At 63.6% G+C, this 20,913-nt stretch carries 16 protein-coding genes and 2 pseudogenes; 2 read left to right on the top strand and 16 right to left on the bottom strand.

From position 1 onward, the window contains the following. Window positions 1–17: 17 nt before the first annotated feature. From ureE to OZ911_RS12825, 14 genes and pseudogenes are all read right to left on the bottom strand, one after another. Complete coding sequence (gene ureE, locus OZ911_RS12890) at window positions 18–515, bottom strand: urease accessory protein UreE (protein ID WP_016486443.1); 498 nt, start codon at window positions 513–515, stop codon at window positions 18–20. A 10-nt stretch (window positions 516–525) separates the two neighbouring features. Next, window positions 526–2,229: an urease subunit alpha gene (gene ureC / locus OZ911_RS12885; protein WP_070086625.1), complete on the bottom strand. Its 1,704-nt coding sequence runs from the start codon at window positions 2,227–2,229 to the stop codon at window positions 526–528. After that, on the bottom strand, window positions 2,226–2,543 hold the full coding sequence (locus tag OZ911_RS12880; RefSeq protein ID WP_016486441.1) for an urease subunit beta: 318 nt from the start codon (window positions 2,541–2,543) through the stop codon (window positions 2,226–2,228). Before OZ911_RS12880 ends, ureC begins: the two co-directional genes overlap by 4 nt. A gap of 19 nt (window positions 2,544–2,562) precedes the next feature. Then, the gene (locus tag OZ911_RS12875) at window positions 2,563–2,865 is read right to left on the bottom strand and encodes an urease subunit gamma (protein WP_016486440.1); all 303 of its coding nucleotides are present in this window, start codon (window positions 2,863–2,865) and stop codon (window positions 2,563–2,565) included. Window positions 2,866–2,874: 9 nt separating this feature from the next. Then, window positions 2,875–3,708, bottom strand: a complete 834-nt coding sequence (locus tag OZ911_RS12870; RefSeq protein WP_023047955.1) for an urease accessory protein UreD — start codon at window positions 3,706–3,708, stop codon at window positions 2,875–2,877. Window positions 3,709–4,075: 367 nt separating this feature from the next. Further along, on the bottom strand, window positions 4,076–4,990 hold the full coding sequence (locus OZ911_RS12865) for a site-specific integrase (RefSeq protein ID WP_016486438.1): 915 nt from the start codon (window positions 4,988–4,990) through the stop codon (window positions 4,076–4,078). Between the two features lie 173 nt (window positions 4,991–5,163). Beyond that, window positions 5,164–7,467, bottom strand: a complete 2,304-nt coding sequence (locus tag OZ911_RS12860; protein WP_070086624.1) for an ATP-dependent DNA helicase — start codon at window positions 7,465–7,467, stop codon at window positions 5,164–5,166. After that, on the bottom strand, window positions 7,464–9,113 hold the full coding sequence (locus OZ911_RS12855) for a VRR-NUC domain-containing protein (protein ID WP_023047956.1): 1,650 nt from the start codon (window positions 9,111–9,113) through the stop codon (window positions 7,464–7,466). Before OZ911_RS12855 ends, OZ911_RS12860 begins: the two co-directional genes overlap by 4 nt. A 116-nt stretch (window positions 9,114–9,229) precedes the next feature. Next, window positions 9,230–9,490, bottom strand: a pseudogene (locus tag OZ911_RS12850) (hypothetical protein); the annotation flags it as partial. Between the two features lie 147 nt (window positions 9,491–9,637). Beyond that, window positions 9,638–10,855 carry a fumarylacetoacetate hydrolase family protein gene (locus OZ911_RS12845; RefSeq protein ID WP_016486435.1) on the bottom strand — a complete coding sequence of 406 codons (1,218 nt, stop codon included), beginning with the start codon at window positions 10,853–10,855 and terminating at the stop codon, window positions 9,638–9,640. A 109-nt stretch (window positions 10,856–10,964) separates the two neighbouring features. Then, window positions 10,965–11,378 (bottom strand): annotated as a pseudogene (locus OZ911_RS12840) (Ldh family oxidoreductase); the annotation flags it as partial. A gap of 35 nt (window positions 11,379–11,413) precedes the next feature. Continuing rightward, the gene (locus OZ911_RS12835; protein WP_016486433.1) at window positions 11,414–12,955 is read right to left on the bottom strand and encodes a D-arabinonate dehydratase; all 1,542 of its coding nucleotides are present in this window, start codon (window positions 12,953–12,955) and stop codon (window positions 11,414–11,416) included. Between the two features lie 204 nt (window positions 12,956–13,159). Continuing rightward, window positions 13,160–14,137, bottom strand: a complete 978-nt coding sequence (locus tag OZ911_RS12830; RefSeq protein WP_023047963.1) for a LysR family transcriptional regulator — start codon at window positions 14,135–14,137, stop codon at window positions 13,160–13,162. A gap of 34 nt (window positions 14,138–14,171) precedes the next feature. Next, entirely contained in the window at window positions 14,172–15,119 is a 948-nt protein-coding gene (locus tag OZ911_RS12825; protein ID WP_023047964.1) for a LysR substrate-binding domain-containing protein, read from the bottom strand. 101 nt (window positions 15,120–15,220) lie between these two features. On the opposite strand from OZ911_RS12825, the gene OZ911_RS12820 reads away from it, so the two are divergent. Together OZ911_RS12820 and OZ911_RS12815 are read left to right on the top strand one after the other, a co-directional pair. Then, a complete protein-coding gene (locus OZ911_RS12820) occupies window positions 15,221–16,534 on the top strand; it encodes an L-fuconate dehydratase (protein WP_023047965.1) in 1,314 nt (437 codons plus the stop codon). 62 nt (window positions 16,535–16,596) lie between these two features. After that, window positions 16,597–17,907 carry an MFS transporter gene (locus tag OZ911_RS12815; protein ID WP_016486429.1) on the top strand — a complete coding sequence of 437 codons (1,311 nt, stop codon included), beginning with the start codon at window positions 16,597–16,599 and terminating at the stop codon, window positions 17,905–17,907. Here the strand turns inward: OZ911_RS12815 and OZ911_RS12810 are convergent. Both OZ911_RS12810 and OZ911_RS12805 read right to left on the bottom strand, forming a co-directional pair. Next, window positions 17,899–19,257 (bottom strand): aminotransferase class I/II-fold pyridoxal phosphate-dependent enzyme, encoded by a 1,359-nt coding sequence (locus tag OZ911_RS12810; RefSeq protein WP_016486428.1) that lies wholly within the window; start codon window positions 19,255–19,257, stop codon window positions 17,899–17,901. The two genes, OZ911_RS12815 and OZ911_RS12810, sit on opposite strands and share 9 nt — an antisense overlap. Next, window positions 19,254–20,639, bottom strand: coding sequence for a hypothetical protein (locus OZ911_RS12805; protein WP_023047967.1), 1,386 nt, complete (start codon window positions 20,637–20,639; stop codon window positions 19,254–19,256). The genes OZ911_RS12810 and OZ911_RS12805 overlap by 4 nt, the downstream gene beginning before the upstream one ends. Window positions 20,640–20,913 lie beyond the last annotated feature (274 nt).

Raw genomic sequence — 20,913 nt, 5'->3', positions numbered from 1 at the left:
GGTTGCTCCAAGGCAGTTCAGGAATGGGCAGGCAGGCGTACAAACGGGTGATCGTTGCCGTGTGCATGGCTGTGGCCATGCGGGGCGCTCTGGTAGGCCCCCGCTTCGGGTTCGAACGGTGCCTGTTCGGCCTCTACCGTCAGGCCCAGGCCACGCAGCATGTCGCCCAGCACATGGTCGTGCTGGAAGCGCAACAGACCAGGCTCGATCTGCAGGGGCACGTGGCGGTTACCCAGGTGATAGGCCGCGCGAGCCAGCAGGTGTGGATCGGCGCAGCGCACCGTCGACACTGCTTCGGGCGCCGCCAATACGCGGATCAACTGGCTGCCGTCAGCATCGGCAAGCAGCTCTCCCCCGCGCAACAGGTGGCCGCGCTCCAGCATGAGCCCGGCTTCGCGCCCATCGTCCAGGGTTACCCGCAGGCGGCTCTTGATGCGGCTGTCCACGTCCAGGGTGACGGTGCCGCTTACAGCAAGCGTGCCGGGGTCGGTGATACGGCGGGTCAAGACAATCATCGGTGCTCCTTCAAAACAGGAAATAACGCTGTGCCAGCGGCAGTTCGCTGGCGGGCTCGCAGACCAGCAATTCGCCGTCGGCACGCACCTGGTAGGTCTGCGCATCGACTTCGATCAGCGGCTGCAAGGTGTTGTGGACCATGTCCGGCTTGCGCACGCGGCGGCAGCCGTTGACCACCCCAATCAGGCTGCGCAGGTTCAGCTCCTCGGCCAGGCCGCGGTCCATTGCCGCCTGGGGCAGGAAGGTCATGCGCGTGGCATGCCGTGCGGCGCCGAGGGCGCCGAACATCGGCCGGTAGTGCACCGGCTGCGGTGTGGGAATGGAGCCGTTGATGTCGCCCATGGGCGCGGTGACGATCATCCCGCCTTTGATCACCAGGGCCGGCTTGACCGCGAAGAACGCCGGCGACCACAGCACCAGGTCGGCCAGCTTGCCCGCCTCCACCGAACCCACTTCGTGGCCAATGCCGTGGGTTAACGCGGGGTTGATGGTGTACTTGGCGATGTAGCGCTTGACCCGGAAGTTGTCGCTGTAGGCCGTGTCTGGCGCCAAAGGCCCACGACGCAGTTTCATCTGGTGGGCAACCTGCCAGGTGCGCAGCACCACTTCACCGACCCGGCCCATGGCCTGAGAGTCGGACGAGGTCATGGCAAATGCACCCATGTCGTGAAGGATGTCCTCGGCAGCGATGGTTTCGCGGCGGATGCGCGATTCGGCAAAGGCCACGTCCTCCGCAATGCTCGGGTCCAGGTGATGGCAGACCATGAGCATGTCCAGGTGCTCGTCCACGGTGTTGACCGTGTACGGCAGGGTCGGATTGGTCGAGGATGGCAGCACGTTGGCCTGCCCCGCAGCGCGAATGATGTCCGGCGCGTGGCCACCGCCGGCACCTTCGGTGTGGAAGGTGTGGATGGTCCGGTCGCCGATGGCCGCCAGGGTGTCTTCGATGCAACCGGACTCGTTGAGGGTGTCGGTATGGATCGCCACCTGGACGTCCATTTCCTCTGCAACGCCCAGGCAGCAGTCGATAGCCGCCGGGGTCGAGCCCCAGTCTTCATGCAGCTTGAGGCCCACCGCACCGGCCGCGATCTGCTCACGCAGCGCTTCTGGCCGCGAGGCATTGCCCTTGCCCAGCAAACCGATGTTGATGGGCAGACTGTCGGCGGCCTGTAGCATACGCGCCAGGTACCAAGGGCCAGGCGTGCAGGTGGTTGCATTGGTGCCGGTGGCCGGGCCGGTGCCGCCGCCGATAAAGGTCGTGACGCCGCTGTTCAGTGCCTCGTCCACCTGCTGCGGGCAGATGAAATGGATATGCGAATCGACACCCCCCGCCGTCACGATCTTGCCCTCGGCCGCGATCACTTCGGTACCGGGGCCCACCGGGACGTTGACGCCCGGCTGCACATCCGGGTTCCCGGCCTTGCCGATCACCGCGATACGCCCGTGCTTGATGCCGATGTCGGCCTTGACGATCCCCCAGTGGTCGATGATCAGCGCGTTGGTCAGCACCAGGTCCATGGCCTCAGCGGCCAGCATCTGGCCCTGCCCCATGCCGTCGCGGATCACCTTGCCGCCCCCAAACTTCACCTCTTCGCCGTAGATTGTGTAGTCCTTCTCCACCTCTACCCACAATGCCGTGTCGGCCAGCCGCACGCGGTCGCCCACGGTGGGCCCGAACATGTCGGCATAGGCCTGGCGGGAAATACGGCTCATACCCTGCCCTCCAGCGGGCCCATCACCTTGCCCTGGAAGCCATAGACTTCACGCTTGCCGGCGTAGGCCACCAGTTGCACAGTGCGCGCCTGGCCAGGCTCGAAGCGCACGGCGGTGCCGGCCGGGATATCCAGGCGAAAGCCCAAGGTTGGCGCACGATCGAACACCAGCGCCTCGTTGACTTCGTAGAAGTGGTAGTGCGAGCCGACCTGCACCGGCCGGTCGCCGTGGTTGGCCACACTGACACTGACCGTTTCCCGGCCGCTGTTCAGTTCGATGTCGCCAGCGGCGACCTGGATTTCACCTGGGATCATGCGGGGCTCCTGGGCAGTTTCAGACGATGGGGTCATGCACGGTCACAAGTTTGGTGCCATCCGGGAAGGTCGCTTCGACCTGCACGTCGTGGAGCATTTCGGCAATGCCGGGCATCACCTGCTCGCGCGTCAGCACTTCGCGCCCTTGGCTCATCAGCTCGGCAACGGTGCGGCCATCGCGGGCGCCTTCGAGCACGGCAGCACTTATCAGCGCCACGGCCTCCGGGTAGTTGAGCTTCAGGCCGCGGGCCAGGCGCCGTTCTGCCAGCAATGCGGCGGTGAACAGCAGCAATTTGTCTTTCTCTCTCGGGGTAAGCTCCATGGCGCTCTCTCAGGTAGCCCAGATACGCGGTGGGCAGGCTGGCAGGCCAAGGACGGCCGGGCGCAGCACATGCCACAGGCGTTGCAGGGTGCGTTGCAGGTGTTGGTTGTCATGGTCAAGCACACGGATAACCAGCAACGACCCCAACAGGGTCGCGCCGGCCGGGTTGGCCAGTTCATCGAGCAATGGGCGAACCTGCTCCAGCACCGCCTGGTCGGCGGGTGCTGCACAGAACGTAGCGAGCAGCGGGTGGCCACCGAGCTTGTCCAGGCGGCCGCCTTCGATACGCAGGCGTTCATGCAGGCCAACGTCGTCGGGTAGTTCAATATGCAAACAGCTGTCCAGGGCGCCCTGCTCGAAGCGCTCGTTCATGACAGGGCGCCCCAGGCACAGGGTTTCCCAGGCCAGCAGGCGCGCCCCGGGTTCGAGGGTGAAGCGGCTGTGGAGGCTGGCGCGGGCACCAGAAAAGAAGATGCTGTCCTGCGGCAACCATTCCAGTGTGCTGCCTGCAGCCAGCTGAAAACGCTGGGTCAGCCGCGCGGTCGGGCCGATGCTGCGGTAGAACTTGCTGGCACCGGGCATGGTCAGCAGCGCGTGGCTGTCGGGCTCCAGGTGGATATCCAGATCAAGGCGGTCGCCGGCGACGATGCCACCCGGCGGGTGCAGCACATAGACATGGCACGGTGCACCTTCCGGGTAGAAGGGCCGCTGCACCAAAAGAGGTCCGAAATGCCGACGCGCACCAAGGCGGGTCACATCGTCACGCCTGACAAAGCGCAACTGCAGGTGGGCACTCCAGCCTGCATCGTCTTGTTGTTGTTCAATCTGCTCCGCGAGCGACATCCTGCGGCCCCTGAAATCCGTGGCCTGCTGGCCGTTTAGAGGGTCCGGCGCGGGCAATGGCTAGCGCGCGCGGCCTGACCACTCGATCAAATTCGCAGGCTGGATATAGCAGGTTGCGGGCCAACTCCGCAGGTGAAGGCAGATGAAACTTCAGCTGTGGCCGCTCTGGCATCGGGCATGCGCGCAGATGGCGCACAAAGCGGGGGCGCGTGTCGGCCCCGTTTCAGTGCCGACATCCGTGCAAATAGGGCTGCTTTGCAGCCCTTCGCGGGCGCGCCCGCTCCCACAGGTATTACACAGGACTCAAGGTCTGCGAGGAGCCTGTGGGAGCGGGCTTGTCCCGCGAATGGACCGCAAACACAAGGACTCAGTAGTCGAAGCGGTCGACCGCTCGCCGGCGTTCGTTGTCGTCACGCCGGTCATAAATGGCGGTGGTCTGGATATTGGCATGGTGCGCCAGCTTCTGGGCAATCGACAGATCATGCTCTTCGATCACCCGGGTGATGAACGCCCGGCGGAAGTCGTGCGGCATGATTTTCACCCCCACTTGCGCACCGCGCTGACGGGCAATGTAGTAGATCGCATGCTTGGTGATACGCGCCCGGGTGATGTGGCTACCGCGGCGGATGCGGTTGAACAGGAACGGGTCGTCCTCTGCCCCTGCTGGCAGGTCCTGACGGCGCAAGTCCAGCCACGCCTGCAGCTTCTCGAACGCCCATGGCGGGGCGTACTTGATCAGTTGGTGGTTGCCCTTGCCCACCACCTGCAGGCTGCGCGCCTGGAAATCGACCTGGGCCAGGTCGATGTCCACCGACTCTGACTTGCGCATGCCGGTGCCATAGAGCAAGGCGATGATCGCCGCGTCGCGCACGCCTTGCGGCCGAGGGTCGGATGCGCACACCTCCATCAGTTCGCGAATCAGGCTGCGGCGCAGGTTGCGCCCTGGCGGCAGGCGGCTGCCGGTGGCCGGTTTGACCTCACGAATGCGCAGCAACTGCTCATGGTCGATCAGGCCCTGACGCCAGGCCTCGTTCATCACCCCACGAATGGCGTTGACATACAAAGACGAACTGTTTGGCGCATAACCGTCGGCACGCAGGGCCGACACCAAGGCAATCACATGGCCCGGCTCTAGCCGATGCCAAGGCACGTCGACGACATTGCAGTCGACAAAGCCAAGCCGGTCGGCAGCGTCCTGAAGGATGTAGCGCATGGTTTGCTGGCTGGAGGGGGCCAGGCGGTCCATGTACTGCAGCAGCGGATTTTTGGGGAGATCGGACAAAACGTGAACCCTGTAGCGAAGCGGCGGCCGGTCGTGAAACTGGCAAACCCTGAAGCAAGTCGAAACGACATGAAAACAAGTCCTGACGAATGCCAAGCGCGCATTCCATCAAGCCCCTGTGAAGTGCCATCACCTTGATATACAAGGCTTTGCAACTGGCATGGTTCGTGATCTTACCGCAATCGGAGCGTGCTTTTGTCATCAGCCGGCGTGCTGGCCGGCGCAGCCTTGGGCCACCATGCCGGAAACATCTGCTGCACCCGGGGCTCGGCGAAGCGTTCATCTATCAGCACCAGCACGCCCCGGTCCTGGTCTCCACGGATAACCCGGCCAGCCGCCTGGATCACTTTGCGCACACCCGGGTAAAGATAGGTGTAGTCAAAACCCGCACCAAATTGCCGACCCAGGCGTTGCTTGAACTGCTCGTTGACCGGGTTGACCTGCGGCAACCCCAGGGTGGCGACAAACGCCCCGATCAGCCGCGTACCTGGTAAATCCACGCCTTCGCCGAAAGCCCCCCCCAATACGGCAAAGCCAACGCCCCGGCCGTCGGCAACAAATCGATCAAGAAACGCCTGGCGGGCGGCCTCGTCCATCCCCGGGGCCTGGGCCCACAGGGGAATCTGCCCATGCCGCTCGGCCAACAGGTCGGCCACCTGCTGCAGGTATTCGAAGCTGCTGAAGAATGCCAGGTAGTTACCCGGCATGTGCTCATACTGCTGGGCAATCAGCTCCACGATCGGTACCAGAGAGGCTTGCCGCTGCTGGTAGCGGGTGGACACCTGGCTGGCAATCCGTACCTCCAGCTGCTCTGCGCGAAACGGCGCAGCCACTTCTAGCCAGGCGGTATCGGCCGGCATACCCAGCAAGTCGCTGTAGAAATGCCGCGGGCTCAACGTGGCGGAAAACAGCGTCACACTGCGCGCCGCCAGCATGCGTGGGGCCAACAGGCGCGCCGGGGTGACATTGCGCAGGCACAGGGTCGCCAGCCGGCGCTTGCGCGGGCCCTGGCGCTGGCTGATGTCGAACAGGAAGTGTTCATCGAACAGCTCGGCAACCCGGCTGAACTGCAAGGCCTGATAGAAGAACTGCAATACCTGCGGGTCCATGTGCGCGGGCATCTGGTTCATCTGCTCCTGAATCAGGCCGATGCACTGCTGCAAGGCGCGCAACAGCCCGTCAGGCAGCGACTCGCTGGCCTGGTACGGCGCACGCTGTTCTTTGTACAGCGCATTCCACTGCCGGTTCAGGCGGTCAAGGGCGCTGACCAGCCCGGGCGGTTTGCGCTGACGCAGGGCCAGCAGCTGCCCTTGGTCAAGGCTGGCGCTGTACATGCCACGACCACGCTCAACCAGGTTATGCGCTTCGTCAACCAGCACCGCAACGCGCCACTGGTTGAGCTGGGTCAGGCCGAACAGCAAGGCATGCGCATCAAAGTAGTAGTTGTAGTCGGCGACCAGCACGTCGACCCAGCGCGCCATCTCCTGCCCCAGGTAATACGGGCAAACCTGGTGCGCCAAGGCCACTTCGCGCAGGTTGGCACGGTCGAGCAACGGCAGTGTTGCGGCGGCCTCACGCGCTGCCGGCAAGCGGTCGTAGAAGCCAGCGGCCAATGGGCAGGACTCGCCATGACAGGCTTTGTCCAGGTACTCGCAGGCCTTGTCGCGGGCAATCAACTCCAGTGTGCGCAAAGCAGGTTGTGGCGCAGCATCAGTGATCTGACGCATGGCATCAAGGGCCAGCGCCCGGCCCGGCGTCTTGGCGGTGAGAAAGAACAGCTTGTCCAGCTGCTGCGGCACCATGGCTTTCAGCAGCGGGAACAACGTACCAAGGGTCTTGCCAATGCCGGTGCTGGCCTGGGCCATCAGGCAACGCCCGGTGCTTACCGCCTTGTACAAGGTTTCGGCCAGCTGCCGCTGGCCCTGGCGAAACTGTGGGTAGGGGAAGCGCAGCGCCTGAAGGCCTTGGTCACGTTCGGCCAGGCGTCGTTGCTGGAATTGGGCCCAGCCTAGAAAGCGCTGGCACTGGGTTTCGAAGAAGGCCCGCAATTCAGCGGACTCATAGTGCTCACTGAACAGTGTCTGCTCATCGCTGTCCACGTCCAGGTACACCAGCGCCACCTCAATGGCGGACAGTTGTCGTGCCTGGCACATCAACCAGCCATAGACCTTGGCCTGTGCCCAGTGCAACTGACGGTGATTGGCGGGTTGACGCGCCAAGTCGCCACGGTGCGTCTTGATCTCTTCCAGGCGGTTGCTGCCAGGGTCGTAACCGTCGGCGCGGCCCCGCACCTTGAGGGTTTCGAATTGGCCTTCAAGGGTGATTTCCGACTCGTAGCCCGCAGCCCTCCGTGCCACTACCCGCTGATGCCCTTCGATGCCTTCCTGAGCGCTGGGCGACGGCGTGAAACGCAGGTCCAGGTCACCAACCTTGGCGCTGAACTCGCACAGAGCACGCACCGCAATGCTGTAGCTCATGGCGCTTCGCGCCAACGCACATGGCACACCGCAACGGGCAGACCGTGTTGCCTGCAGAATTCCAGCCAGCGCAACTGGTTGTCCTGCAGGCGGTCACCGGGCCCCTTGACCTCGACCATGCGGTAACGGCCCTGCTCTGGCCAGAACTGAATCAGGTCGGGCATGCCCGCGCGGTTGCTGCGAATATCCTGCAACAGGCGCAGAAAGCACTGTTTCAGCTGGGCTGCCGGAAGGCAAGCCAGGGCCTGCTCCAGCAGTGGCTCGCTGAGCATGGACCAGAACACGAACGGCGACTGCAGGCCCTGCTTGCCCCTGTAGCAGTCGAGTATCGCCTGGCGATGGCTGCCATCGTCCAGCCGGCCCAGACAAAAATCGAACAGCGCACTGCGCCGTTGCTGGAAGTCACTGTCATGCAGGTCCTGTGGCGCCGCCTGGAACGGGTTGAAAAACGCGCCGGGCACCGGCGCAAAGATAGCCTCCCAGCACAACAGGCCAAACAGGCTGTTGAGCAACGTGTTCTCCACGTAATGCACCTGGCCGCCTTCTTGTGCCAGGTGTTGTCGCACGGCTTCCTCCACACCCAGCGCAGCGTGCTCGCGGGGCAGTTCGAGCTCGATCAGCTCCAGCGGCGTGGCCCGCTGGCGCCGCTGTGGCGGGCCGCCGAGCTTACGCGCCAAGCGTGGCAGCATGCGCTCGAGTGCTTGCACCTCCAGTGCATTGGCTGGTGCCGCAGCAAGTTGCAGTGCCAGCGCGTGGGCATGGGGCCACTGTTCGGTGCGCTCAAGTACACGCACCTGGCGAATGCGCGCCTGGGCATGGTTGCACTGCGCATACACGGCCATGGCCAGGTCCCACTCCCCCAGACGCTCGCATTGTTGGCCCAAGGCGAATTGCAGGCGCGCATGGCGCCTGGCCAACCAAGGGTTCTCGCTGTGCAGGCCTTGTAGAGTCGCCAGGATCGGCACTGGATCGCCGCCCTGCTCCAGGCGCTCGGCGCACTGATGCAAAGCCATGGCCAGGTCGATATCGTCACGTTGCTGCAAGGCGCGGGAATCTGTGCTGAACGGTACTTGCTCGTAGCGCAACAGGCCAAGGTCGGCCAGGACGAAATCTGACCAGTCCTGGTAAAGGTTGCCAAAGAACAACAACCGGATACGGTCGCACAGGGGCTGCAAGCACCACTGGAGAATGCGCACCTCGCTGTCCGGGAACCACTCGAGCAGTGATCGGGCCGCCAGCTCCAAAGGCTGCAGCTGTGCCAACAACTCATGCTTGGCGGCCCGCGGGCGGCTCAGTTGCCGGGCGAAGCAGCGGGCCAGCTCCTCCTTGCGCAGCAAGGCAAACAGCTGCTCCAGTTCCAGTTGCTCGGGTTCCCGCACCCAGCCAAGAACCTGCAACGGCTGCAGCGCCAGCGCGCTGTCGCCGATTTCGGCGTAGTCGAGCCGGTCGCTGCGAAACAACTCGCCTTTGCGCATGACCATGCGCACCATCAAGGCCTGGGCTGGCGCGTGCAGTTGGCTGAAGGCACGGATGAAAGCCAGTTCCTGCTCATCGAGCAGGTCCTGGTAGCGTTGTTCGACCCACAGCACTACCTGGCGGAAGTTGTGCAGGTAATAGAAAGGGTCGTCGACAGAATGGGCGATCACGGGCTGAAGTCAGATTGCGGTATCAGGCACTGTTTATACATACAGATAAACGTGCCTGACAAGAGCCGTGGGTCAGTCCATTGACGCTCCTACAGGGATTACTTGACGTTTCCGGGTTACTTGGTTGCCGGGACCCTCTCCCCTGCCGCGTCCTTGGCACTGCCAATCGGCGCCTGCAGCAGCAGGAAGTACGCCACCGCCGAGCACAGTGCCACCCCCGCGCTGATCATGAACGCCGTGGTGAACGAACCCGAGTACTGGATGCTGAAGCCGGTAATGACGCTGAACTTGCGGCTGCCCAGCACGGTCATGCCACGCTTCACCAGCCAGTCGCAGAAGCGCCCCGCAACGATTGTGCCCGCCGCACCAAAGCCATACCGATCAGTAGCAGGAACACAACAGTGATGCGCTGGTACTTCTTCATAGGGTTCATGTGTCGACCTTTTATTATTATTGTTGCCGCGCTGTCAGCGCCTTGGCGATCCATCGAGCGTGCTGCGCCCCTCCCTGGCGCAGCGTGTTGTTCAGGGCTGGCGGGCGGTGGCTGCGACCTCCAGCAGGCCACGCCGGCCAAGGTTGTCGATCAACGCGCGCAGGCCAAACGCCCACTGCGGTGCCTGGTCGCTGGTGGTCACCCGGTTGCACAGAGTGCCCAGTTGCGGGTTGCTGATGGTCACCACGTCGCCCGGCTTGTGAGTAAAGCCATTGCCTGGCTGGTCACGGTCCTGCTTGGGGGCGAACAGGGTACCCAGGAACAGCACCATGCCGTCGGGGTACTGATGGTTTTCGTTGAGGGTTTGCTGCACCAGGTCTTGCGGGTCGCGGCTGATCTGGCGCATGGAACTGCGGCCAGACAGGATGAAGCCGTCTTCGCCTTCAACACGCAGGTCCACTTCGGCGTTGCGCACATCGTCAAGGCCGAAGCTTTCGTCAAACAGGCGCAGCAGCGGGCCCAGGGCGGTAGAGGCGTTGTTGTCCTTGGCCTTGGACAGCAGCAAGGCGCTACGCCCTTCGAAGTCGCGCAGGTTGACGTCGTTGCCAAGCATCGCGCCCTTGATGCGGCCATCACTGGACACCGCCAGCACCACTTCCGGCTCTGGGTTGTTCCAGCTGGACTTGGGGTGGATGCCGATAGCGGCCCCGTGGCCAACCGCCGACAGCGGCTGGGCCTTGGTGAACACTTCGGCATCCGGGCCGATGCCCACCTCCAGGTATTGCGACCACAGGCCCTGCTCCACCAGCACTTTGCGTAGCGCTTCGGCCTGGGCGGAGCCGGGCACGATCTGCGACAGGTCGGCGCCGATGCGGCTGACCAAGGTGTCACGGATTGCATCGGCCTTGGCCGGGTCGCCCTTGGCCTGCTCTTCGACCACACGTTCCAGCAAGCTGGTCGCAAAGGTCACGCCTGCGGCCTTCACCGCCTGCAGGTCGATGGGTGCCAGCAGCCATGGCTGACTGGGGTCGCGCTGGCTCGGATCGCTGTTGTCCAGCAACACCGATAGCGCAACCAGTGGCTCGGCCAGCGGCAAGGCGCGCAGATAGGCCACCGGGTCGGTCACTTCCAGCAGGGCCGAAACAGTCGCCACGTGGCTGCTGATATCGTAGACGGCGCCAGCTTTCACCAGCACCACCGCGGGGCCCTGGTCCGCCAGCCAGACCCGCCCTACCCAGCTCCCACTCTCGAAAACACTGGCGTTCTGGTTCAGCGACAGCGGTTGATTGGCGTTCGATCGATCAGTCATCTGTGTACCCTTGGTGTGCATTATTGGGAAAGTGCCGGCAGTTGCAGTTGGCCGGCCAGGCGGTCGAGGTCCGCCAGCAGTTCAGGCGAGAGGGTCATGCCCTGTTCCCCACCAGGCCCCGGTCGGTATAGGGCTTGAGATAGGCGGCCAGGCAGCCGATGTGCGAAGCACGGCGCACCACCGCAATACCGATGCCCTGCGCAGTCGCCCCCTTTGCCGCACAATCCAGCGCACGGCTGACGCAGTAAGGCCCCAGCAGGTAGTGGCCATCGAACACGCTGGAGACGTCACTGTGCGACACCTGTTCCAGTGCCTGCGCACGGGCCTTGACCGTTCCTTCCAGCATGCCGCCGATGTAGCGGCTGACCAGGTTCAGGCCGTGGGTGCGGTGCCCGAGCAGTTCACCCTCGAGCAGTACCTGGGTCACCACCTGGGCGACTTCGGCATCGGCGCCGGCCTTTTCGAACAGTTGCTCGACAAAGGTGGTGAGCGCTTGCACGTTGAAATGTGTGGCTTGAGTCATGGGTGTCATCTCGTAGGCGGAACAGAAGCGGTCAATCAGGTCACTGCACCGATCTGCCAGGGCACAAACTCGTTCTGCCCATACCCGTGCTGTTCGCTCTTGCTGCGTTCCCCGGAAGCAATGCGCAACATCTGTTCGAAAATGTACGCACCACGCTCCTCGATAGTGGTGGAGCCGTCGGCAATGCCGCCGCAGTTGACGTCCATGTCCTCTTGCTGGTGTTCGAACACCCGGTTGTTGGTTGCCAGCTTGATCGACGGTGCCGGAGCACAGCCGTAAGCCGAGCCGCGCCCGGTGGTGAAGGCGATCAGGTTAGCCCCGCCGGCCACCTGGCCGGTGGCCGAGACCGGGTCGTAACCGGGGGTATCCATGAACACCAGGCCTTGGGCACGCACAGCTTCGGCGTACTGGTACACATCGACCAGGTTGCTGGAGCCCGCCTTGGCCACTGCGCCCAGCGACTTTTCGAGGATGGTGGTCAGGCCCCCGGCCTTGTTGCCGGCTGAAGGGTTGTTGTTCAGCTCGGCGTTCATGCGCTGGCAGTAGTCTTCCCACCAGCGGATGCGCGCCACCAGCTTTTCGCCGACCTCACGGGTGACCGCGCGGCGGGTCAGCAAGTGCTCGGCGCCGTAGATTTCCGGGGTTTCGGACAGGATCGCCGTACCACCGGCCGCCACCAGACGGTCGACCGCGTTGCCCAGTGCCGGGTTGGCGGTAATGCCGGAGTAGCCATCGGAGCCGCCACATTGCAGGCCGACCACCAGGTGCCGTGCGCTGACCGGTTGGCGCTGGACATGGTTGGCCTCGGCCAGCAGGCTGCGGACCTGCTCGATGCCGGCAGCGATGGTTTTCGACGTGCCGCCGATGCCCTGGATGGTGAAGGCACGCAGCTGCGCACTGGCTTGCAGCCCCTGGGTTTCCAGCAGGCTTTCGATCTGGTTGGTTTCGCAGCCCAGGCCAATGATCAGTACCGCAGCAAAGTTGGGGTGCACGGCGTACCCGCCCAGGGTACGGCGCAGCAGGCCAAGGGCTTCCCCGCTGGGGTCCACTGCGCAACCGGCACCGTGGGTCAAGGCGACCACGCCGTCGATGTTCGGGTAGTCGGCCAGCACCTCGGGGTGAATGTCACGGCGGAAGTGGTCGGCCACAGCCCGGGCCACGGTCGCCGAGCAGTTCACCGAGGTGAGAATGCCGATGTAATTACGGGTGGCAACACGCCCATCGGCGCGCACGATGCCCTGGAACACTGCTTCGCTACCCGGCAAGCTGCGCGTGTCGACACCAAAGGCATAGTCGCGAGCAAAATCACCCATCTGTACGTTGTGCACATGCACGTGGTCGCCGGCATCAATGGCCTGCGAAGCAAAACCGATAATCTGCCCGTAGCGGCGTAGCGGCTGGCCCTGCTCCACGCGTTCGGTCGCGAGTTTGTGGCCCGAAGGAATCGGCTGACGCACGGTAATCGCCTCGGCATCCAGATGCAGGCCTTGCGGCAAGGCCTGGCGGGCGATGAGCACATTGTCCAGCGGGTTGAGGCGGATGACGGCAAGGTCACCGGACTTGGCAATCAGTTGCATGGGACCTCTCAGGTAGTGCAGCGAGCTTCTTGTTATGGCTGTTGCCACTGTAAGAAGCCTTGGGCAGCATTCCCAATGAGATGATCCGATCAAGCGATAACCAATGGTTATCGGAAGTTGTAATCGGGCGGTGATCCCTGATCGTCTAAAAGCCTGTCTTCAATTACTCAGGCCTGCACACACCCTGTGGGAGCGCCTGAACCATCAGGCCTTGCCCGAGGCGGTTGCAGCCGTACCTTCCTTTTGTCGCTGCCTGGCGCCCTCCAGCAAAATCTCGACAAACGCCCGGGCCGAAGCGCTCAGCGGTTCATCCTTGCGGGTAACCACGCCATACTCCAGGGCGGGTACGTGCAAGGGGCTGCGCAACTCCCTGAACTGCCCGCTGGCCAGCTGCGCGACAACCATCGAGCGCGGCAACATGGCAATCATCGGAGCCGACTGCAGTAACTGCAGGAACATCGGCATGGAGATGGTCTCGACGCTGTCAGCCGGCGTGGCGATACCCGCCACCCGGAAGGCCTGCTCCAGGCGGTTGCGAATCGGCGTGCCCACCGGGTACAACACCCACGGCCAGTCGCCCAACGCCGCCAGGGGCGGGCTTTCCAGCTGGTTAAGCGGGTGCTCGCTGTTGACCACCAGGCTGAACGGTTCGGGCTCCAGAGGCTGGAAGTCGAACAACTGGCTGAAGCGCTCTTCGGTAAAGCGGCCAATCATGATGTCGAGCTTGTTCTGCTCGAGCATGGTCAGCAGGTGATCACTGGAATGCTCTACCACTTCAATCGACAACAGCGGGCTGCGCGCCTTGATCGCAGCGATGGCCTGCGGCAGGACCAGTGCAGTGGCGGCAAAGATGCCGCCGACGCGGATAAAACCGTGCCCGCCGTTGCGCAGGCGGTTGACCTGGTCGACGAATTGCTGCGACTCGGCTAACGCACCCTGGGCATAACGCACCACATATTCACCCAGCTCGGTGGGCGGCATGCTGCGTGGCAGGCGCTCGAACAGGGCAAAGCCGAACTGCTCTTCGAGATCGCGCAGCATCTTGCTCAGGGCCGGCTGGCTGAGGTTCATGCGCGTGGCGGTTGCGTGCATGTTGCGGGTGCGCGCCAGGGTGTCGATCAGCACCAGGTGCTTGTAGCGGATCCAGTTGCAAAAGCTGGAATGGGTCAGGTCCGGCGACATCGGCGGCAGGCCTCAGGCAGGTGAAAAGGCAGGGTTATTGCGCCCGCAGGTAGCGCAGCAAGGTATCCAGGGCAACCGAGTTGGGCCGCGAGCGCAGGGTCAGCACGCCCAGGTTGGCCATGGCCAGCGGCAGCTCTACCGGCAAAATGGCCACCATGCCATAGCGGGCATAATGCTCGGCTACGTCATTGGGCACCACCGCAATCATCTCGGACGCTTCGAGCATGGCAGTGGTGGCCAGAATCGAGGCGGTTTCAACAATGTCCAGTGACTGCACCATGCCCCCGGCCTGCAGGGCACTTTCAACACGGCGGCGCATCGGGCTGCCGATAGGATGCAGTATCCAGGTCAGGGCCACCAGGTCAGCCAATTGCAACCCGGCCGCCGCCGCCAGAGGGTGCCCGGCGCGGGCAATCACGCGCATCTGCTCACCGCCTTCAAACAGTTCGATGTTCAGGTCCTGGCTGTCGCTCTGGTCTGGCAGGCGGCCTACCACCATGTCGAAGTCGCCGCGCAACAACGCCGGCAGCAAGGTATCGCTGGTGCCCACTTCCAGTGAAATGCGCACCTTGGGATGGTCGCGCTTGTAGGCCAGTACCGCCTTGGTCAGAACGCCGGGCACCGGGCCCATGACGCTGCCCACCCGCACCAGGCCCGAGGCCCCGCGCGCCAGTTCGGCGATTTGTGCCTGGGCATGCTCGAACTCATGTAACGCGTTCTGCGCATAGCGGATCATCACCTCGCCATAAAGCGTTGCTTGCATGCCCCGCGGCAAGCGCTCGAACAAACGCACGCCAAGGCGCTCCTCAAGCTGCTGCAGCAACAGGCTCGCCGCCGGTTGCGTGGTGTGCATCGCGGCGGCGGCACGGCGCAGGTTGCCGAACTCGCCCAGGGCATTGAGCAGCGTGATCTGGCGGCTGGAGACCTTCAAGGCGCCGAGGCTGGGTGGCGCCTGGATGGGGTCGAGTGGCAAGCGAGACATATCGAATCCGGTATCGCTGATTAAGAATTGGCGATTATGCCTGTATCGCTCGACAACCTACAGTCAGGTCTCCCAGCGCTTGAGCAGAACAAGAGTCGACCATGAGCATACGTATTACCCACCTGAGCGTTCGCGACATCCGTTTTCCGACCTCGCTGTCGCTGGACGGCTCCGACGCCATGAACAGCGCCCCCGACTATTCGGCAGCCTACGTGGTGCTGCACACCGACGCCGAGGCCCTTGAGGGCCACGGCCTGACGTTCACCATCGGCCGCGGCAACGAGATCTGCGCAGCAGCGGTGCAGTCGCTGGCACCCCTGATCGTCGGCCTCAGCCTCGAAGAAATCACCGCCGACATGGGCGGTTTCTGGCACCGTTTTACCGTCAGCGACAGCCAACTGCGCTGGCTAGGCCCTGAGAAAGGTGTGATCCACCTGGCCACTGCGGCCATCATCAACGCGGTGTGGGACCTGTGGGCCAAGCACGAAGGTAAACCGGTATGGAAACTGCTGGCGGACATGACGCCTGAACAGTTGGTGGGCTGCCTGGACTTCAGCTACGTCACAGACGTGCTCACCCCCGAGGAAGCCATTGCCCTGCTGCGCCGCCAGGCACCGGGTAAGGCCCAACGAGAGGCGCAGATGCTGCGCGAAGGCTACCCCGGCTATACCACCGCGCCAGGGTGGTTGGGTTACAGCGAAGAAAAAATGCGCAAACTGGCCCGTGAGGCCGTGGAGGATGGCTGGACCCACATCAAGCAGAAGATCGGCGCCGACCTGGAAGAAGACATCCGCCGCGCCAGCATCCTGCGCGACGAAATCGGTTGGGAACGCACCCTGATGATGGATGCCAACCAGGTGTGGGGCGTGGAGGAGTCAGTCGCCAACATGCGCCGCCTGGCCGCCTTCGAACCGCTGTGGATCGAAGAGCCGACCAGCCCGGACGACATTCTCGGCCACGCCACCATTCGCCAGCGCATCGCGCCGATCGGTGTGGCCACCGGTGAGCATTGCCATAACCGGGTCATGTTCAAGCAGATGTTCCAGGCCGGTGCGCTGGATTTCTGCCAGCTGGATGCCGCCCGACTGGGTGGCCTGAACGAAGTGCTGATCGTGCTGCTGATGGCGGCCAAGTACGACGTGCCGGTGTGCCCGCACGGCGGCGGTGTCGGGCTGTGCGAATATGTGCAGAACATCGCCCTGTTCGACTACATCGCAGTGTCTGCTTCGCTGCACAATCGGGTGCTGGAGTACGTCGATCACCTGCATGAGCACTTCATCGACCCGGTGGTGATCCGCCGTGGGCGCTACATGCCACCGCAACGCCCGGGCTACAGCATCGAAATGCATGCCGACACCCTGGAGCGCTACCAGTACCCCAACGGCGCGGTGTGGCTCGATATCAACCGTTCCTGAACAACACGCCTGGTGTGCCCGCTACGGGCACACCACCAGCACTTTTCACGGGGAAAAAAACAATGACAACCCTCACCCGTGCAGCGGCTTCGGCCCCTGCCGCCACCACCGAGCAGCGCCTGAATGGCCTGCTGTTACGCAAATTGATGCCACTGCTCATCGTCGTCTACGTGATGAGCTTTCTCGACCGCACCAACATCGCCCTGGCAAAAGCCAGCATGGGCATCGACCTGGGCCTGTCAGCAGCGGCCTATGGCCTGGGGGCGGGCCTGTTCTTCCTTACCTATGCATTGGCCGAAGTGCCGAGCAACCTGATCATGCACCGGGTGGGCGCACGCTTCTGGATTACCCGCATCATGATCACCTGGGGCCTGCTCTCGGCGGGCATGGCCTTCGTCCAGGGAGAAACGTCGTTCTATATCATGCGCCTGCTGCTAGGGGTGGCCGAAGCAGGCCTGTTTCCTGGGGTGATGCTGTACCTGACCTACTGGTTTGACCGTGAGCAGCGCGCCCGCGCCACGGGTTACTTCCTGCTGGGCGTGTGCCTGGCCAACATCCTCAGCGGCCCACTGGGCGGTGCCCTGCTGGAAATGGACGGCGTACTGGGCTGGCATGGCTGGCAGTGGCTGTTCGTACTCGAAGGCTTGCCCGCCGTGGCCCTGGCCGTTGTGGTGTGGAAAAAGCTGCCCGATGGCCCAGCCTCGGCGCCCTGGCTGTCGGCGGCCGACGCCCAGGACATCGAACGCCGCCTGGCGGCCGAACGGGCTGCCGCGCCCCAGCAGAGCAAGCTGGGGCAGATGTTCCGCGACCGGCAGATCTGGCTGGCGATCTCGGTGTACTTCGTGCACCAGATCACCATTTACACCGTGATTTTCTTCCTGCCCGGCATTATCGGCACTTACGCTGCGCTATCCCCCTTCCAGATAGGCCTGCTGACTGCCGTGCCATGGGTTGCTGCTGCCATCGGTGCTGCCACCTTCCCACGCCTGGCCACCTCGCCACGCCGTTGCCGCACCCTGCTGTTTGGCGGCCTGCTGACCATGGCGACAGGGTTGCTGCTGGCGTCGCTGGCCAACTCGTTCATCGGCCTGATCGGGTTTTCCCTGACCGCGCTGATGCTGTTCGTGGTGCAGTCGATCCTGTTTGTCTTCCCGTCCAGCAGGCTGAGTGGCAGCGCCCTGGCGGCGGGCCTGGCGTTCGTTACCACCTGCGGCCTGTTTGGTGGTTTCGTCGGCCCGTCGGTGATGGGCCTGATCGAGCAGACCACCGGCAGCACCCGCAACGGTTTGTGGATCATTGCCGCATTGCTGGTGCTGGCAGCGTTGCTCAGTACCCGCTTGCGCCAGGGGCAAGAGCATGCGCAGTCAGCGTGACACGCCGGCGGGCCGCCCACAACGCGGCTCCAGCGCCTGCGCCAGGCGCTCCACCGCCTGTTGCAGGTCACCCGGCTGGTCACCCAGCCACACCAGTGCCAGGTACTGCTGGTATCGCCCCTGCAGGCTGAACTGCCAGCCCGGCAGTGCATGCAAGGCGGAACCTGCCAACGCCGCAACAATGCAATCCCACTCCAGCGGTTGGCGAAAACGCACCCACAGCATTCGTCCGCCCTGGGGCATCTGCAACGCCACCCGCTGACCGAACTGCAACTCCAGCGCGCGTACCAGGTACTGTGTACGCCTGTGCAGGTCGGTACGCAGCTGGACAAGCTGCATCTCGATCTGCCTTTTGCCCAGCATCAGGGCAAGCGCTTGCAGGCGCAGCGGCGCAAGCCGAAATGCCCGTTCGGCAAACGCTTTGGCCAGTGCCGCGTCATGGCCCAGCACATAGGCGTAAGGTGCCTCGGCACCCACTGCCGCCTCGAATGCCCCCAGCACCAACAGCCAGCGGGGGTCGACCCAGTCGCGCAGGCGCGTGTGTGGCGGCCCGCTGTAACAGTGCTCACTGTCCAGGTCGTTTTCCAGCAACCAGACAGCATGCTGGTCCAGTAGCTGACCAAGCTGCTGCTGATAGTGCGGCGACACCAGCCGCCCTTGTGGCATGCCCAGGCAAGACGGCATGACCAGCATGCACACCGGCTCGCCGCCCAGCAACCGGGCCAAGGCACGCAGGTCCGGGTTGCCGCGGCTATCCGCAGGCACTTCCAGCACCCGCATGCCAGCACGCGCCAAAGCGCGCAACACCTGCCAGCAACAGGGCGACTGCACCAGTACCGTCCCGCCCTGCAAGGCAAGCCCTGCGAGCACCGTCTCCAGCAACGCTTGCACGTCAGGGGCCAATTGAACGTCCTCGGCACGCCAGTACTGGCTGGAGGAACGGGTATAACGCTCAGCCAAGGCATTGCGCAGACGGGAGTCGCCGAGCATCTCCCTGGGTGCAACGCTGCTGGCGCGCTGACGGGCCATGCGCCGCTCGTGGCCTAGCAGCGCACGCTCCAGCAGTGGCTGTACCGGCAAGGGAGACTGCGGGTACATGGGCGCTGCCTGCGCCTTTGCAGCGACCTGAGCGTAGTAGCCGGACCTCGGCAGACACTGGACCCGGCCTTCTTCCTCCAGCAGGTTGTAGGCACTCTGCACAGTCGCCAATGACACCCGCAACCGTCGGGACAGTGCACGTAACGACGGTAACTTGCAGGGGCCAACGCCTGAGCCCTGCTCGATCAACGCCTCCAGGTAGCGGTACACCTTGCGATAGGCGAACTCGCCGGGAACCGCTGGCCCTTTCAAGGCAACGCCACTGGGCTACGGCGGCGCCCCGACGAAGGCCGTGGCAGCAACCTGAGGTGCACATCGCGGCGGGCCAGGTTGCTCTGTAAGCGCCAGGCAGTCAGCGGCATGCGCCCCTCATAGATTGCCCGTAACTGCACCAGCGGCAGGCCACTGGTATTCACCAGCCAGTCCCGCACCGCATCGGGGCAGGGTTTGCCTTGCAGGGCCCGGTGCAGGTACGGCAGCGCTACCAGCATGTCTGCATGCCGGCACTGCAGAAAATGCTCGAGCTTCTTTCCCTGCCTGGCGAAGGGACTGAACAGCAGGCACACCAGTTGAGTCTGGTTGATACCGTAGGCTTTGCCCAGCGCCAGGGTGTGCCCATCGCGAGTCTTGCTATCACCCGACGGGTTCGCCAGCGAAAGCGCCGGGCGAGCGGCCTGCAGCTCCAGGCTGCGGGCGCGCAGTTGGTGCAACTGGGCCCGGGCGTACGGATCGACGAACGCCGCCAATGGCCAGGCATCATCGGCCTTTTCGAGACCAGCACCCAACATGGCATCCAGTTGCTGCCCTTCAAGCAGATGCGGCAGCAGGTCATCTATGGCAAGTAGCCGCAACGATGCCTCCTGCGCGGCATCGCCCTGTGTGGGCTTCGCCAGGCTGCCCGGCGAGGCATCGGCTGCGCCGTGCAACCGGCTCAGCCCGTGGGCCAGCGCCGCCAGGCAGTGATGCAACACATGGGGGCCGCGCTCCCCTGCCAGGCGCAGACTACGCCGGGCCCACGCCAGGTAGCGGCGCCGCTGGCGTACGGGAATGGCAGTGATCAAGACATCGGCCGGTGTCGCGGCCTGCAGCGCAGAACACGCGGCATCCGCCAGCTCCAGGTGCAGCCGGCTACCCAGCAGGGCTTCGGGCCTGGCATCGACCATGTGCCCGAACATCAGCAGGGCGTTTCTCGCCAGCAGCCAGCGGTCGGGCGCTGCCGAAGACCGACGGCTGAAGGGCACCACTTCGCGCCCTTCGATCATCTGTAACTGAACCCGCGGGTCATCCTGCATGAACAGGGCACTGAAACTGCCCTCGTGGAATTCCAACGTATCGCTGGCAGCCACCGGCAGGCTGACCACGAGTACCCGCAACTGAAAGGTTACCGGCGCACGCAGGGCAATGCTCAGTTGTGCCGCACGCAGCATGGCCAGCAACCTGGCACTGTGGCGATCGCAACCTTGCAGTACCAGCACGCGGAACGTACCGATATACTCTGGCCCACCTGCAGCGACCAGCAAACGTTGTATCAGCAATTGAAGGGACGCGCGTTGCGCCTGTGACATTTGGCTCAACAAACGCTCGAGCACTTGTTGGTAGATATAATGCATTGCCTGATCGTGAATAGCCGTCACGAAATCACCTCATCAACTTCATGCAGCCAACGCGTGCCGAATCCTGTATTCAAGATTCAACACGCCCTGCGCTTACCCGGAAGAAATTTCCTACAATCAAATTGAAGTAATTACGTAACGCATCACTGTCGCCAGACCATCGAAAAATACTCGCCACCGCGACAGCCCGCCGCTACCAAACACAGCTCATCCTCAGGCATAGCCATGCTCATTCCACGCTCCTTGCGCAAACTATCATCGTGCCATTATCGGGGGATGCAGAGCGAATATAAGA

The organism is Pseudomonas fortuita (assembly GCF_026898135.2).
In the GTDB taxonomy this organism is placed as follows: domain Bacteria; phylum Pseudomonadota; class Gammaproteobacteria; order Pseudomonadales; family Pseudomonadaceae; genus Aquipseudomonas; species Aquipseudomonas fortuita.
The sequence above is the reverse complement of the archived record's forward strand: the minus strand, read 5'-3'. Positions and strand labels throughout refer to the sequence as shown.

What these genes read in the sequence shown, in the direction of transcription:
- ureE (WP_016486443.1), bottom strand. Translation starts at nt 515, where the DNA reads ATGATTGTCTTGACCCGCCGTATCACCGACCCCGGCACGCTTGCTGTA.
- ureC (WP_070086625.1), bottom strand. Translation starts at nt 2,229, where the DNA reads ATGAGCCGTATTTCCCGCCAGGCCTATGCCGACATGTTCGGGCCCACC.
- OZ911_RS12880 (WP_016486441.1), bottom strand. Translation starts at nt 2,543, where the DNA reads ATGATCCCAGGTGAAATCCAGGTCGCCGCTGGCGACATCGAACTGAAC.
- OZ911_RS12875 (WP_016486440.1), bottom strand. Translation starts at nt 2,865, where the DNA reads ATGGAGCTTACCCCGAGAGAGAAAGACAAATTGCTGCTGTTCACCGCC.
- OZ911_RS12870 (WP_023047955.1), bottom strand. Translation starts at nt 3,708, where the DNA reads ATGTCGCTCGCGGAGCAGATTGAACAACAACAAGACGATGCAGGCTGG.
- OZ911_RS12860 (WP_070086624.1), bottom strand. Translation starts at nt 7,467, where the DNA reads ATGAGCTACAGCATTGCGGTGCGTGCTCTGTGCGAGTTCAGCGCCAAG.
- OZ911_RS12845 (WP_016486435.1), bottom strand. Translation starts at nt 10,855, where the DNA reads ATGACTGATCGATCGAACGCCAATCAACCGCTGTCGCTGAACCAGAAC.
- OZ911_RS12835 (WP_016486433.1), bottom strand. Translation starts at nt 12,955, where the DNA reads ATGCAACTGATTGCCAAGTCCGGTGACCTTGCCGTCATCCGCCTCAAC.
- OZ911_RS12830 (WP_023047963.1), bottom strand. Translation starts at nt 14,137, where the DNA reads ATGTCGCCGGACCTGACCCATTCCAGCTTTTGCAACTGGATCCGCTAC.
- OZ911_RS12825 (WP_023047964.1), bottom strand. Translation starts at nt 15,119, where the DNA reads ATGTCTCGCTTGCCACTCGACCCCATCCAGGCGCCACCCAGCCTCGGC.
- OZ911_RS12820 (WP_023047965.1), top strand. Translation starts at nt 15,221, where the DNA reads ATGAGCATACGTATTACCCACCTGAGCGTTCGCGACATCCGTTTTCCG.
- OZ911_RS12815 (WP_016486429.1), top strand. Translation starts at nt 16,597, where the DNA reads ATGACAACCCTCACCCGTGCAGCGGCTTCGGCCCCTGCCGCCACCACC.